The organism is Bradyrhizobium sp. AUGA SZCCT0158 (genome assembly GCF_018130065.1).
GTDB lineage: Bacteria > Pseudomonadota > Alphaproteobacteria > Rhizobiales > Xanthobacteraceae > Bradyrhizobium.
Genome location: NZ_JAFCME010000045.1, coordinates 1 through 13798 on the forward strand (window position 1 = coordinate 1; position 13798 = coordinate 13798).

Genomic DNA, 13798 nt, shown 5'->3' on the forward strand with positions numbered 1-13798 from the left:
CTCGCCGGCGGCGTCCACCGCCTCGACGGCCAGCTCATGGTCGTCCTCGATGTCGATCGCGTCCTCGAAATCGTGCCCACCACACTCGCAGCATAGAACGATCGGCATAAGGAGGTCGAAAAATGAAAACATGTCTTGTCGTCGATGATTCCGGTGTCGTGCGTAAGATCGCGCGCCGCATCCTGGAAGAGATGGGCTTTGAGATCACCGAGGCTGAGGACGGCGAGAAGGCGCTCGAAGTCTGCAAGCGCGCGATGCCGGATGCCGTCCTGCTCGACTGGAACATGCCCGTGATGGACGGTTATGAATTCCTCGGCCATCTGCGCCGACTGCCCGGCGGCGATGCGCCCAAGGTGGTGTTCTGCACCACCGAAAACGGCATGGACCATATCTCGCGTGCGCTGCATGCCGGCGCCAACGAGTACATCATGAAGCCGTTCGACAAGGACATCGTCGCCGACAAGTTCAAGGAAGTCGGCTTGATCGAAGTCACCGAACCGACACCCGTCTAAATCCTTTTCCGCTTGCCGTTGAGAGGCCACCCGTGACCCCGCCAGACTATGAGTATCTGCGTAAGCTCTTGAAGGATCATTCCGGTCTCGACCTGTCCGCAGACAAGCAGTACCTGATCGAAAGCCGCCTGCTGCCGCTGTCGCGCAAATGCGGCCTCGCCGGCATCAGCGAACTCGTGCAGAAAATGAAGGGCGGGGCGCCAGCGATTGTCGCCCAGGTGGTCGAAGCCATGACCACCAACGAGACCTTCTTTTTCCGTGACAAGGTGCCGTTCGATCATTTCCGCGATTCGATCATGCCCGAGGTGCTGAAGGCACGCGCGGCCCGCAAGAGCATCCGGATCTGGTGCGCCGCCGGTTCGACCGGTCAGGAGCCGTATTCGCTGGCCATGTCGCTGAAGGAAATGAGCGCGGCCCTCGCCGGATGGCGGATCGAGATCATCGCGACCGATCTCTCCCAGGAAGTGCTCGAGAAATCCAAGGCCGGCATCTACAGTCAGTTCGAGGTCCAGCGCGGCCTGCCGATCCAGATGCTGGTCAAATATTTCAAGCAGAACGGCGAGCTCTGGCAGATCAATGCCGACATCCGCGCCATGGTGCAGCACCGGCAACTCAACCTGCTGCACGATTTTTCGCAGCTCGGGATGTTCGACGTCATCTTCTGCCGCAACGTTCTGATCTATTTCGACCAGGACACCAAGATCAACATATTCGGCCGCCTTGCCAAGTCGATGGAAGCGGACGGCTTCCTGGTGTTGGGCGCGGCGGAGACGGTGGTAGGCTTGACCGATGTCTTCAAGCCATTTCCGGACAAGCGTGGGCTCTATCGGCCGAACGCAGCGCGGGCGGCAACGGCAGCGATGCCGAAAATCGCGGCAATGGCGGGGCGTTGAGGAATGTCCGAAGAGAACAAGGCAGCCGAGCGCGTCACGTTCAGCCGGGGGTACGACGTCTGCATCATGGCGATTGACGGAACCTGGCGCCGGGATTGCCAACTCAACTCGATCTCCGATAGCGACGCCACGTTGACCGTGGAAGGCTCCATTCAAGGTCTCAACCTCAAGGAGTTCTTTCTGCTGCTGTCGTCGACCGGGCTCGCCTATCGCCGCTGCGAACTGGTCCGCGTCAACGGCACGGACATGGACATTCACTTCCTGCGCGGCAAGAACGGCAAGAAGCGGCCGGGCGCGGCGTCGAAGTCCGATGAGATGATGTCCTGAGCGTCTAGCTTCCGCACCGAACCGCCGGTCAGGCGGTGAAATCACCGATTGCCGAAAAGTCGGGGCAACATCCGGCACGGGATGGCGGCAAACGCCCGCCGGCACAGGCTGGCCGGTTCGATGTCCTCTCAGATGGCCGTATTGGGCTGCTGCGGCACGGCGCCGCTGTTCGCTTACGCGCTGAGAACCGAAAGCGCCGGCGAACTCCAGACATAATCGGTGGCGACCTGCTCCGGTGTATTGGACGGTGTCATAGGGTCTAGCAGCGAGTGGAGAGCGATGGCAAGATTGGCGTCACAGGCCCTCAACGCCGCGGTCGCCCTGACATAGGGCGGCGTCACATCATCCAGCACAACGATATCGGTGGAGATGTCCTGGCTGCCGGACGCGGTTTCGCGGGCGATCTCCCGTTCGATCAGCCTCAGGCTCGCCTGGACATGCTCAATCAGGGATATGACATCGGACACCACCGAGCGGTACGCGTTACTTCGGTCGTCAGGTTCGATCGCGATGCCGCCGCCTTGGGGGTTCATAGCTGCACTCCTCGGACTACTTTTTAGGGGCGCGTTGCTACTTGTGCGTTAAGCCAACGTCCCGTACAAATACGGGGGCGTTTTGATGCGGTATGGAGTTGAGTACCGATATCGAGTGCGCGTCACGTTTCACCATGCATGGAAGATGAAACATGGCTGAGAAAGCCCACTCCCGCGGGGAGATCTTTGTAGTCGACGACGACCCCGCCGTTCGCGACACGCTTTCCATGGTGCTGTCGGCGGGCGGTTATCAGGTCATCTGTTTCGCCGACGGCGCCGCATTGCTGGCCGTTGCAAGAACCCGGACGCCGTCCTGCATCCTGCTCGACGTGCATATCCCCGGCAAGTCGGGCCTCGACATCCTGAAGGAACTGCACGGCGAGGACTATCCTGCGCCGATCTTCATGATCTCCGGGCAAGGCGACATCTCGATGGCCGTCAACGCCATCAAGAGCGGCGCGCTGGACTTCATTGAAAAGCCGTTCCGTGGCAGCGAGATCGTCGCACGGCTCGACGAGGCGATCGAGGCCTATGCGCGCCGGCAGGCGGAAAACAACTCCGCGTCCCGGATCGCGACGCTGCATTTTCCCGGGCGCGAACCGCTCACCCGCCGCGAACGCGAGGTGCTCGAGCAGTTCACCGCCGGCGCGTCCAACAAGGAAGCGGGCAGGCATCTCGGGATCAGCCCGCGGACCATCGAGGATCATCGCGCCAACATCATGAAGAAACTCGGGGCACGCAACGCCGCCGACCTGGTCCGGATCGTGATGACCACGTCGCGTCAGGCGTGAGTGGACGGCGACGGCGCAGCTTTCGCGAGAATTCGCGGCAGCTGTAGGCCGCTAGCGCGTTTTCCAGCGAAGTGGACACCGGTTCGCGTCAAGAAAACGCGTATAATCTAGAAATCTAGAGCCCCGTTCCGATTTAATCGGAACGGAAAAGGCTCTAGTCGCCGAGGGCCTTGCGGATCATGATGGCCATATCCGATTTGCGATAGGGCTTGGCCAGCAGCAGCACGCCCTCGTCGAGTCGGCCGTGGTGGATGATCGCGTTTTCGGTATAGCCTGACGTGAACAGCACTTTCAGCTCGGGTTTGATCTTCAGCATCTCGTTGGCGAGCTGGCGACCGTTGAGGCCGGGCATGATCACGTCGGTGAACAGCAGGTCGAACGGGTGGCCGGCGTTGACGATCGCGAGCGCCTCCGTCGCGTTTCCCGCATCCAGCGTGACGTAGCCGAGCGAATGCAGTTGCGTCAGCACGTAATTGCGCACCAGCGCATCGTCTTCGACCACCAGGATCGTCTCATTGCCGCCCTCGACCGTCGGCCCGTGGCTCGGCCCGGCCGCAAGCGACGCGCCTGAGGCCGGCGGCAGGTACATCTTGATCGTCGTGCCGTGGCCCTCCTCGCTGTAGATCATGATGTGGCCGGCGGATTGCTTGACGAAGCCATAGACCATGCTGAGCCCGAGGCCGGTTCCCTTGCCGGGCCCCTTCGAGGTGAAGAACGGATTGAACACCTTGTCGAGGATTGCTGCCGGAATGCCGGTTCCGGTATCGCTGACCGCGATCATCGCGTAGCGGCCCGGCCGGACGTCATTGTGCGTCCTGGCGTATTGCTCATCGAGGACGACCATGCCGGTTTCGATGATCAGCTTGCCTCCGTCAGGCATCGCATCGCGGGCGTTGAGGGCGAGATTGAGGATGGCGGTGGCCAGTTGATTGGGATCGACGATCGCCGGGCAGGATTCGTCTTCGAATACCGATTCGATCTCGACATGCTCGCCGAGCGTACGTTGCAGCAGTTTCGCGGTGTCGATGATCAGCGTATTGACGTCGGTTTCCTGAGGCTCAAGCGGCTGCTTGCGCGCGAACGCCAATAGATGCTGGGTGAGGTCGGCGCCGCGCGACGCGGCTTCGTCAATCATCCGCGTGATGGCCGCCAGTTGCGGCTCGTCCTTGACGGCGTCGGCCAGGATTTCGATCGTCCCGGTGATGACGGTCAGGATGTTGTTGAAATCATGCGCGATGCCGCCGGTGAGCTGGCCGACGGCTTCCATCTTCTCGGACTGCCGGATGCGGTCCTCAGTGGCGATCTTGTCGGTGAGGTCGCGTATGAAACCGTTGAACACGAAGCCGTTGCGGCGCTTCAGCGCGGTGACGCTCAGTTCGACCTTGATCTCCTTGCCGTCGCGGCGCATCGCGTCGATCTCGAGACGGCGGCCGAGGATCACCCCGTCACCGGTGCGCAGAAATCGTTCCAGGCCGGCCGTGTGCGCGTCGCGATGGGCGTACGGAATGATCAGGTCGCTGAGCTTGGCTCCGACCGCTTCATCCCGTGTCCAGCCGAAGATATTCTCGGCTTGCGAATTCCAGTCCGCGATCGTGCCCTGATCATCCATCTGGACAAAGGCATCGAGCGCCGTGTTGATGATCCCGCGGGCCAGCTGTGCGCTTTCACGCAAGGTTTCCTGCGCCCGGCGGGTCTCGGTCATGTCGCGGCCGACAAAGAAGAACCGTCTCACCGGTTGGGACCAGACCCCGAGCCAGGACAGCCACACTTCGCGTCCGCTCTTGTGGAAGCAACGCGTGTCCGCAATCGTCGGGCGTTGCCCGCGCCGCAGGGCGCGCATTTCCTGGCGCGAGTTCTCGAGATGATCGGGATGGATGAAGTCTTCTCCACTGCGGCCGATCATCTCGCCGGGCGAATAGCCCAGGATGACGGCGCAACTCGGGCTGATCTGGACCACGGATCCCTGTGAATCCGTCACCATGATCAGGTCCTGCGAAGTCTCGAAGACGCGGCGAAGCTCCTCGGCCTGTTGGCGCAGCGCCAGCCGGGTCTTGTTGCTGTCGGTAATGTCGCGGGCAACCTTCGATATGCCGATGGTCGCGCCCGAGGGCGCCTTGATCGGCGAAATGCTGAGCGAAACCTCGACCGGCGTGCCGTCCTTGCGAAGACGCGTGGTTTCGTTGTGCTCGATGCTTTCGCCCCAGCCGATCCGGCGCAGGATATCCTGCGCCTCGGGCAGCCGGCCGGGGGGCATCAGGATCGCGATGTTCTTGCCGGCCGCTTCCGCCGCACTGTATCCGTACAATCGTTCCGCGGCAGAGTTCCAGCCGGTGACCGTGCCGTCGAGCGACGTCGTGATGATCGCGTCGCTGGATGATTCGACCGCCGCGCTGAACAGGCGCTCGCGCTCGGCGTGGTGGTCGCGCGCCGCGATGGTGCGGCGATGCTCCTGAACCTCCTGCTGCAGTGCTGCGGTCTTCTCGTTGACCTCCTCGATCACATTCGCGAACGCACGCGCCAGCACGCCGGTCTCGCCGCGGGCGTCAACCGGAATGGCGATTTTCCCGTTCCGGGCGGCGCCCTGCACGGCGGCGGTCAGGCGAACGATCGGCCGGGTCAGCGACCTCGCGATCAGCAGGGCCAGCACTGCCGCGCACAATACAGCGATGGTTCCGACCAGAAGGGAGGTGTTTCTGATGCTGGCGGCCGGCGCCATGATCACGGCGTTGGGGGTGGTTTCGATCACGCCGACCCATTCGGTACCAGCCAGCAGGACAGGGGCGAGAGCTATCCCGCCCGAGCGGGCAGCGTGATCCGGGATGATTTCGGCGACGCCCCGGGTTGCCCCTGCCTGCGCCGCCAGTTGTGGAAAGTCGGCTTTCCAGTCGTTGGGCGTGCCGAGCAGCGTGCCGAACTCGCGTGAACGATCGGGATGAATGAGATAGTCGCCCTGCCGGTTGACGAGGTAGATCGTCTCGCCCGGCAACACCGACGACCGCACGCGGTCGAATGCCCGCCGCATATCGACATTGATCATGAAAATGCCGAACAGCTTGCCATCATCGGCGAAGACCGGCGTCGCGATCCGAATCGTCGGCCTGTGCCTCTCCTCGATCAGTCCATCGCGGCGCCCAAGATCGAGCGGCGAAACGTAGATTTGTCCGGGACCGAGCGCGAGCGTTTCCGTGAAATAGTTTCGGTTGCTTCGCTTCTGCAGTCCCTCTTCGGGAACGATCCGAACCGTGTCGTTTGGGCCCATGCGGTCGACGCGGACGATCTCACGGCCGTCGTCATCATAGCTGAAGATCCGCAGCATCGCATAAGTGGGCTTGGCTTCGAGCTCCGCCGCAAAGCGGGTCGCTATCCGGTCGCGCCAGGTCTTTTCGGAGACGCCATCCACTGGATCGATGCCGCCCGCCCTTCGGGCGCGGACCAATCCATGCAACGCCGCCGCCGAACGAAAGCCCGCGACATCTCCTGTAGCGCTGGCTGCGTGATATTCGAGGTCGGTCGCGACCTGCCGCGAATGCGTCTCGATGCGGTCGCGGGCGCGCAGCAGCAGTGCCTGTTCCAGGTTGCGATAACTCAGCCAGCCGACCGCGGAAACCGCGAGCGCGACCAACGCAATCATGGCGATGGCAAGCCTGGTTGTGAGCGTCATTTTTTGATTCGTTCGCCCTCCCGTTCATCCCGGGCAAGCGGCTGGGCGAACCCGGCAATGCTATTTCGCATTACGGACAGGAAGCAACTCCGCCGGGGGCATGGGATGAACTTGACGACAGGCGTTTGGCGGCCTCCAGGCAGCTCGTGACGGTCGCCAGCAGGGCCGCCGGTTTGAACGGCTTCTGCAGACTGGAGACGGCGCCAAGCTTGGTCGCCATGGTCAGGAAGTCGGGGGCGCCGCCTTCTTCCGAAGATATCGGCCGTCCCGAGATCACGACGATTGGTATCAGTGGCCGCAGCTGGTGAGCCAGCCGCATGGTCTCGAACCCGTCCATTCCCGGCATGAAGATGTCGAGAAACAGCAGATCGAAATCTTCCTTTTCGAACAGCGCAAGCCCTTTACGGCCATCACCGGCGGTGACCACGCTATGGCCTGCGCGCTCGAGCAAGAGGCGGACCGTCGTCTGAACCGCGGTATCGTCGTCTACAATCAATATTCTTGCCAAAAGAAGGTTCTCCGGGCGCCCGCTGGAATCAGGTCAACGGCAGGTTGCGATTTTCGCTGAAACCTTGTTTTCCTGCAACGGTTTCCCGGCTGCAGATGTTCCTGCCGAAAGCCGTAATCCGCCTGTTGTCGGGTAGACAGCGTGCGATTCGCCGCATCAACGGAACCGATTCGTCCTGATGGCGCGGTTAATTTGCGGTATTCAGTCGCTCAGATATTCCGGATACCGCGCGCGGATCTGGGCGAGTTCGCTGAGCGTTCCCGACAGATGGGTGCGCAGATGCTTCTGCGCCCCGTCCGGATCGCCGGCGTCGATTGCTTTGGCGATCAGCCTGTGGTGTCGAACGATGTCCTGCGCCTTGCCGGGGGAGGGCAGATGCAGCCGGCGCAGCCGGTCGATATGGCCGCTGCGGCTGCGCACCAGCGTCCAGATGTCCTGCTTGTCGGCCGCCGTGTAGAGCTGGGCGTGGAACTCATTGTCGGCGGCCATGAATTTTTCGAACTCGCCGGCCTTGGCGAATTGCTGTTGGCGCACGATTGTTCCATTCAGCCCGGCGACGAAGGCTTCGTCATGGCTGATAGCCAGCCCGCGCACGATCTCCAGCTCGACCGCCTGCCGCAGGAAATGCGCCTGCTGGGCCGACCGCACATCGACCCGGCTGACCACGGTCGCATATTGCGGGAACACGTCGACCAGGCCTTCCTCTTCCAGCCGCATCAGGGCGTCGCGGATCGGCGTCGAACTGATTCCGAACTGCCCGGCCAAAGCGGCCCGCGACAGCGGCGATCCCGGCGGCAGTTCCAGCGAAATGATCATGCCGCGCAGACGCTCGAAAACCTGGGGCGCTGCCTGCCGGTCGCGATCGAGCCGCTCGGGGGAACGCGGTGCGGCGCGGCGGGCGGCGATTGGCGTTGGACCCATCGGAACAACGGTCCTTTCAGAAGGCGCTTGCCTCAAATACACTAATATATTAGTGCACCTCCCTGAGGGCGTCAATGCGTAGAGACCGCCGGATCTTCCGCACCATCGAGCGCAACACCGTCCAGAAATGGGGTACTCAATCATGAGCAAACGTAACCCCTACCGGTCCGTAGGATGGGTGAGCACTTCGCGAAACCCATCACCACATCGGGAACAGTGATGGGTATCGCTTCGCTCCACCCATCCTACGAAGGGGTGCCGACATGACCGACAAGAACAAGACCCCCGACCAGCTTCGTAGCGCGCGCTGGTTCGCGCCTAACGATCTGCGCGCCTTCGGCCACCGCTCGCGCGCGATGCAGATGGGCTACGCGCCGGAGGAGTGGAAGGGCCGTCCCGTCATTGCGATCCTCAACACCTGGTCGGATGCGCAGCCCTGCCACATGCATTTCAAATCCCGCGTCGACGACGTCAAGCGCGGCATCCTGATGGCGGGCGGCTTTCCGATGGAGCTGCCGGCGCTGTCGCTGTCGGAATCGTTCCTGAAGCCGACCACGATGCTCTATCGCAACATGCTGGCGATGGACGCGGAGGAATTATTGCGCGGTCATCCCGTCGACGGCGTCGTGCTGATGGGCGGCTGTGACAAGACCACGCCGGGGTTGTTGCTCGGCGCCACCAGCATGGGCCTGCCGACGATCTATCTTCCGGCCGGGCCGATGCTGCGCGGCAACTGGAAGGGCAAGACGCTGGGCTCCGGCTCGGACGCCTGGAAGTTCTGGGACGAGCGGCGCGCCGGCAAAATCTCCGACAAGGATTGGGTCGATGTCGAGGCCGGCATTGCCCGCAGCTACGGCACCTGCATGACCATGGGCACCGCCTCGACCATGACCGCTATCGCCGAATCGATCGGCATGACCCTGCCGGGCGCATCCTCGATCCCGGCCGCCGACGCCGGCCACATCCGAATGGCCTCGGAATGCGGCCGCCGCATCGTCGAGATGGTGTGGGAGGATTTGACGCCGAACAAGATCCAGACGCGAAAGGCCTTCGAGAACGCGATCACGGTCGCGATGGCGATGGGCTGCTCGACCAACGCAATCATCCATCTGATCGCGCAGGCCCGCCGCGCCGGCCAGGACATCGGGCTCGATGATTTCGAGATCGCCAGCCGCAAGGTGCCTGTCATCGCCAATGTGCGTCCGAGCGGCGACAAATACCTGATGGAGGATTTCTTCTATGCCGGCGGCTTGCCGGGCCTGATGAGCCGCATCAGGGAGCATCTGCACCTCGACGTCATGACCGTGACCGGCCAGACGCTCGGCGAGAACATCGCCCGCGCCGAAGTTTACAACGACGACGTCATCCGAACCGTGCAGGACCCGATCTATGCCGAAGGCGCGCTCGCGGTGCTGAAGGGCAACCTCGCGCCCGATGGCTGCGTCATCAAGCCGTCCGCCTGCGAGCCGCGCTTCCTCAAGCATACCGGGCCGGCGCTGGTGTTCGACGATTACCCGTCGATGAAGCAGGCGATCGACGATCCCGATCTCGACGTCACGGCCGATCACGTGCTGATCCTGCGCAATGCCGGACCGCAGGGCGGCCCGGGCATGCCGGAATGGGGCATGCTGCCGATCCCCACAAAACTGGTGAAGCAGGGCGTGCGCGACATGGTGCGGCTGTCGGATGCGCGCATGAGCGGCACCAGCTATGGCGCCTGCATCCTGCATGTCTCGCCGGAATCCTATATCGGCGGCCCGCTGGCGCTGGTGAAAAACGGCGACCGCATCACCCTCGACGTCGACGCCCGCACCATCAACCTCGATGTGCCGGAGGCGGAGCTTGCAAAGCGCCGCGCGGAATGGAAGGCGCCGGAGCGCCGGTTCGAGCGCGGCTATGGCTGGATGTTCACCCGGCACATCAAGCAGGCCAACGAAGGCTGCGATTTCGATTTTCTTGAAACCGGTTTTGGCAAGCCGGTGGGGGAGCCGTCGATTTATTAGCACCGTCATTCCGGGGCGTCCGAAGGACGAGCCCGGAATCCATACTCGCGCTCGTGGTTATGGATTCCGGGCCTGCGCCAAGGGGGCGCATCCCGGAATGACAGAAAGACCTGTTACCAAACAAAAAATATCCCAGGGAGGACCAGCCATGAGCATCACACGACGCAACATCCTCGCCGCAGCCGGCGCCACCGCGGCCACCACACTGCTTTCCCGTGCCGCAGGTGCGCAATCATTCCCGTTCACGATGAATCAGCGCTATCCCGATCCCTCGGTGCAGATCCTCGATCCGAGCTTTGCAAAATACCGGATCTATTCGTCTACGATCGAACAGGTCGCTACCGGCATGCGTTGGGCCGAAGGCCCGGCCTATTTCCCGGAAGGTGGCTATCTCCTGTACTCCGACATCCCGAACAACCGGATCATGAAGTTCGACGAGAAGACCAACCAGACCAGCGTGTTCCGGAGCCCCGCCAACTATGCCAACGGCAACACGCGCGACCGCCAGGGCCGTCTCGTCACCTGCGAGCATTCGGTGACCCGCCGTGTCACCCGCACCGAGACGGACGGCAAGATCACGGTGCTGGCGGACAAGTTCGAAGGCAAGCGGCTCAACGCGCCCAACGACGTCGTGGTGAAGTCCGACGACAGCATCTGGTTCACCGATCCCTTGTTCGGCATCAATGGCGAGTGGGAGGGCAACAAGGAAAAGCCCGAACAGGCCACGACCAACGTCTACCGCATCGACAAGGACGGCAAGATCTCAGCCGTCATCACCGACATCGTCAATCCGAACGGCCTGGCTTTCTCGCCCGACGAAAAGAAGCTGTACGTGGTCGAGTGGAAGGGCACCCCCAACCGCAGCATCTGGGCCTATGATGTCAACGCCGACGGCGCGCTCGGCAGCCGGACCAAGCTGATCGACGCCGCCGACCAGGGCGCGCTCGACGGCTTCAGGGTCGATCGCGACGGCAATCTGTGGTGCGGCTGGGGCAGCAACGGCGCGCTGCAGGCCGAGCCCACCGATGTCGGCGGCCGCAGAGTCTTCCAGCTCAAGGGCAAGTCCGAAGACCTCGATGGCGTGATGGTGTTCAACTCCGCCGGCAAGCCGCTCGCCTTCATCCGGCTGCCGGAGCGTTGCGCCAACCTCTGTTTCGGCGGCCCGAAGAACAACCGCCTCTATATGACGAGCTGCCACTCCGTGTACGCGCTGTATGTCGAATCGCACGGGGCGGTGTAATTAAGGTTGTCATTCCGGGGCGCGAAGCGAACCCGAATGACGAACCAGGGAAAAACCATGACAAAACTGAGCGACGCCACCCGCAACAAACTCAAAACGGTCTCCACCGCTACCGTCGCCACCGCGCTGTTCAAGCGCGGCTTTCGCATCCAGATGATCCAGGATGTGCATCCGCTCGGGCCAAATCAGCCGGTGCTGGTCGGTGAAGCCTTCACGCTGCGTTACATGCCGGCGCGCGAAGACCTCAACAAGATCGAGGTGTTTCGCGACCGTGCCCATCCGCAGCGCAAGGCAATCGAGGATTGCCCGCCCGGCGCGGTGCTTGTCATGGACAGCCGCAAGGACGCGCGCGCGGCTTCCGCCGGCGCGATCCTGGTGACGCGGCTGATGAAGCGCGGCGCGGCCGGTGTCATCACCGACGGCGGCTTTCGCGATTCGGCTGAAATCGCCGCGCTCGGCTTTCCCGCCTATCATCAGCGGCCGAGCGCACCGACCAATCTGACGCTGCACCAGGCGATCGAGATCAACGTGCCGATCGGCTGCGGCGACGCGCCGGTGTTCCCCGGCGACGTCATTCTCGGCGACAGCGACGGCGTGATCGTGATCCCCGCGCATCTTGCCGATGAAATCGCCGACGAGGCGGTCGAGATGACAGCGTTCGAGGATTTTGTTACCGAGGAGGTGCGCAAGGGCCGTTCGATCCTCGGCCTCTACCCCGCAACCGACGAGCAGACGCCCAAGGATTTTGCGGCTTGGCGCAAGGCCAATGGGCGATAATATGCCGCCGGCTGGCACCGACGCGTTTTTCTCCAACAGTGAGTCCACATCATGCTGATGTTCAACAATCTGATCGACGGCGAATGGCTGTCCGATGGCGCCCGCGCGCCCAACGTCAACCCATCCGACACCAAGGACATTGTCGGCCAGGCGGTGCGCGGCACGCGCGCGCAAGCCGAGGCCGCGATATCAGCTGCAAAGGCCGCATTCCCGGCCTGGTCGCGATCGACGCCGCAAGTGCGCTATGACATTCTGAAGAAGGCGTCGGACGAGATCCTCGCGCGCAAGGACGAACTGGGCCGGCTGCTGTCGCGCGAGGAAGGCAAGACGCTGCCGGAAGGCATCGGCGAAGTCGCGCGCGCCGGGCAGATCTTTGCGTTCTTTGCCGGCGAATGCCTGCGGATGGCCGGCGAGAAGCTCGCTTCGGTGCGCCCCGGCATCGACATCGAGATCACGCGCGAAGCGCTCGGCGTCGTCGGCCTGATCACGCCGTGGAATTTCCCGATCGCGATTCCAGCCTGGAAGATCGCGCCGGCGCTGGCCTATGGCAACACCGTGGTGATCAAGCCCGCCGACCTCGTGCCGGGTTCGTCGTGGGCGCTGGTCGATATCCTGCACCGCGCCGGTTTGCCCAAGGGCGTGCTCAACCTCGTGCTCGGGCGCGGCTCGGAAGTTGGCGCCGTCCTGCTCGAACATCCTGATGTCGCGGCCATCAGCTTCACCGGCTCGGTCTCCACCGGCCAGAAGGTTGCCGCGGCCTGCATCGCCTCGCGGCCGATGAAGAAGTTTCAGCTCGAAATGGGCGGCAAGAACCCGCTGGTCGTTCTCGACGACGCGGACCTGAAAGTCGCGGTGGAATGCGCCGCCAACAGCGCGTTCTTTTCCACCGGCCAGCGCTGTACCGCCGCTTCGCGCCTGATCGTCACCGCGGGGATCCACGACAAATTCGTCGAGGCGCTGACCGAGCGGATGCGCGGCCTGAAGATCGACGACGCCGTCAAGGCCGGCACGGATATCGGCCCGGTGGTCGATCAGAGCCAGCTCGACCAGGATCTCAAATATATCTCGATCGGCAAGGACGAGGGAGCAAAACTCGCCTTCGGTGGCGAGCGTCTGAACCGCGATGCGCCCGGCTTCTATCTGCAGCCGGCCTTGTTCACTGACGTGAGCAACACGATGCGGATCGCGCGCGAGGAAATCTTTGGGCCGGTGGCCGCGGTCATCAGGGTCAAGGATTACGCCGAAGCGCTGGCGACCGCGAATGACACCGATTTTGGCCTGTCATCCGGCATCTGTACCACCAGCCTGAAATACGCCAGCGACTACAAGCGCAATTCCGAAGCCGGTATGGTGATGGTCAACCTGCCGATCGCCGGCGTCGACTACCACGTGCCGTTCGGCGGCCGAAAAGGCTCCAGCTTCGGCGCCCGCGAACAGGGAAGATACGCGGCGGAGTTTTATACGACGGTGAAGACAGCTTACACGCTGCCGTAACGAACTGCTGACAATGTGCGTTCCCCGGACGCAGCGCAGCGCCGGGGTCCATATGTCCGCGACACAAGTGTGGGTCCCGGCTCTGCGGAGCCATAGCGTGTCGAAGACGCGCGTAAACGCGCTTATGACACGCTGCAC

At 62.9% G+C, this 13798-nt stretch carries 12 protein-coding genes and 1 pseudogene; 9 read left to right on the plus strand and 4 right to left on the minus strand.

Annotation, left to right across the window (positions count from 1 at the left end):
- The 4 genes and pseudogenes from JQ574_RS35400 to JQ574_RS33410 form a co-directional block, all read left to right on the plus strand.
- Nucleotides 1-96, plus strand: a pseudogene (locus tag JQ574_RS35400) (chemotaxis protein CheW); the annotation flags it as partial.
- Nucleotides 97-122: 26 nt separating this feature from the next.
- Entirely contained in the window at nt 123-512 is a 390-nt protein-coding gene (locus tag JQ574_RS33400) for a response regulator (RefSeq protein WP_212214454.1), read from the plus strand.
- A gap of 32 nt (nt 513-544) precedes the next feature.
- Nucleotides 545-1405: a protein-glutamate O-methyltransferase CheR gene (locus JQ574_RS33405; protein ID WP_212214457.1), complete on the plus strand. Its 861-nt coding sequence runs from the start codon at nt 545-547 to the stop codon at nt 1403-1405.
- A gap of 3 nt (nt 1406-1408) precedes the next feature.
- A complete protein-coding gene (locus JQ574_RS33410; protein WP_212214472.1) occupies nt 1409-1732 on the plus strand; it encodes a PilZ domain-containing protein in 324 nt (107 codons plus the stop codon).
- A 173-nt stretch (nt 1733-1905) separates the two neighbouring features.
- On the opposite strand, the gene JQ574_RS33415 is transcribed toward JQ574_RS33410, so the two are convergent.
- On the minus strand, nt 1906-2265 hold the full coding sequence (locus JQ574_RS33415; protein ID WP_212214489.1) for a hypothetical protein: 360 nt from the start codon (nt 2263-2265) through the stop codon (nt 1906-1908).
- Nucleotides 2266-2417: 152 nt separating this feature from the next.
- On the opposite strand from JQ574_RS33415, the gene JQ574_RS33420 reads away from it, so the two are divergent.
- Nucleotides 2418-3056: a response regulator transcription factor gene (locus JQ574_RS33420; RefSeq protein ID WP_212001077.1), complete on the plus strand. Its 639-nt coding sequence runs from the start codon at nt 2418-2420 to the stop codon at nt 3054-3056.
- A 154-nt stretch (nt 3057-3210) separates the two neighbouring features.
- Here JQ574_RS33420 and JQ574_RS33425 read toward each other — a convergent pair whose 3' ends face one another.
- The 3 genes from JQ574_RS33425 to JQ574_RS33435 form a co-directional block, all read right to left on the minus strand.
- Nucleotides 3211-6717 carry a PAS domain S-box protein gene (locus JQ574_RS33425; protein WP_212276420.1) on the minus strand — a complete coding sequence of 1169 codons (3507 nt, stop codon included), beginning with the start codon at nt 6715-6717 and terminating at the stop codon, nt 3211-3213.
- A 70-nt stretch (nt 6718-6787) separates the two neighbouring features.
- A complete protein-coding gene (locus JQ574_RS33430; protein ID WP_212214495.1) occupies nt 6788-7225 on the minus strand; it encodes a response regulator in 438 nt (145 codons plus the stop codon).
- A gap of 201 nt (nt 7226-7426) precedes the next feature.
- Complete coding sequence (locus tag JQ574_RS33435; RefSeq protein ID WP_212214498.1) at nt 7427-8146, minus strand: GntR family transcriptional regulator; 720 nt, start codon at nt 8144-8146, stop codon at nt 7427-7429.
- A 263-nt stretch (nt 8147-8409) separates the two neighbouring features.
- On the opposite strand from JQ574_RS33435, the gene araD reads away from it, so the two are divergent.
- The 4 genes from araD to JQ574_RS33455 all read left to right on the plus strand — a co-directional run bounded on the left by araD (nt 8410) and on the right by JQ574_RS33455 (nt 13660).
- Nucleotides 8410-10149 carry an L-arabinonate dehydratase gene (gene araD / locus JQ574_RS33440; RefSeq protein WP_212214501.1) on the plus strand — a complete coding sequence of 580 codons (1740 nt, stop codon included), beginning with the start codon at nt 8410-8412 and terminating at the stop codon, nt 10147-10149.
- 148 nt (nt 10150-10297) lie between these two features.
- Nucleotides 10298-11389 (plus strand): SMP-30/gluconolactonase/LRE family protein, encoded by a 1092-nt coding sequence (locus JQ574_RS33445; RefSeq protein WP_212214504.1) that lies wholly within the window; start codon nt 10298-10300, stop codon nt 11387-11389.
- Between the two features lie 57 nt (nt 11390-11446).
- Complete coding sequence (locus JQ574_RS33450; RefSeq protein ID WP_212037453.1) at nt 11447-12166, plus strand: ribonuclease activity regulator RraA; 720 nt, start codon at nt 11447-11449, stop codon at nt 12164-12166.
- A 51-nt stretch (nt 12167-12217) separates the two neighbouring features.
- Complete coding sequence (locus JQ574_RS33455; protein ID WP_212214507.1) at nt 12218-13660, plus strand: aldehyde dehydrogenase family protein; 1443 nt, start codon at nt 12218-12220, stop codon at nt 13658-13660.
- Nucleotides 13661-13798: the final 138 nt, after the last annotated feature.

Bases quoted from the DNA above. Each gene is read 5' to 3' on its own strand.
- JQ574_RS33400 (WP_212214454.1), top strand. From the start codon at position 123: ATGAAAACATGTCTTGTCGTCGATGATTCCGGTGTCGTGCGTAAGATC.
- JQ574_RS33410 (WP_212214472.1), top strand. From the start codon at position 1,409: ATGTCCGAAGAGAACAAGGCAGCCGAGCGCGTCACGTTCAGCCGGGGG.
- JQ574_RS33415 (WP_212214489.1), bottom strand. From the start codon at position 2,265: ATGAACCCCCAAGGCGGCGGCATCGCGATCGAACCTGACGACCGAAGT.
- JQ574_RS33420 (WP_212001077.1), top strand. From the start codon at position 2,418: ATGGCTGAGAAAGCCCACTCCCGCGGGGAGATCTTTGTAGTCGACGAC.
- JQ574_RS33425 (WP_212276420.1), bottom strand. From the start codon at position 6,717: ATGACGCTCACAACCAGGCTTGCCATCGCCATGATTGCGTTGGTCGCG.
- JQ574_RS33435 (WP_212214498.1), bottom strand. From the start codon at position 8,146: ATGGGTCCAACGCCAATCGCCGCCCGCCGCGCCGCACCGCGTTCCCCC.
- araD (WP_212214501.1), top strand. From the start codon at position 8,410: ATGACCGACAAGAACAAGACCCCCGACCAGCTTCGTAGCGCGCGCTGG.
- JQ574_RS33445 (WP_212214504.1), top strand. From the start codon at position 10,298: ATGAGCATCACACGACGCAACATCCTCGCCGCAGCCGGCGCCACCGCG.
- JQ574_RS33450 (WP_212037453.1), top strand. From the start codon at position 11,447: ATGACAAAACTGAGCGACGCCACCCGCAACAAACTCAAAACGGTCTCC.
- JQ574_RS33455 (WP_212214507.1), top strand. From the start codon at position 12,218: ATGCTGATGTTCAACAATCTGATCGACGGCGAATGGCTGTCCGATGGC.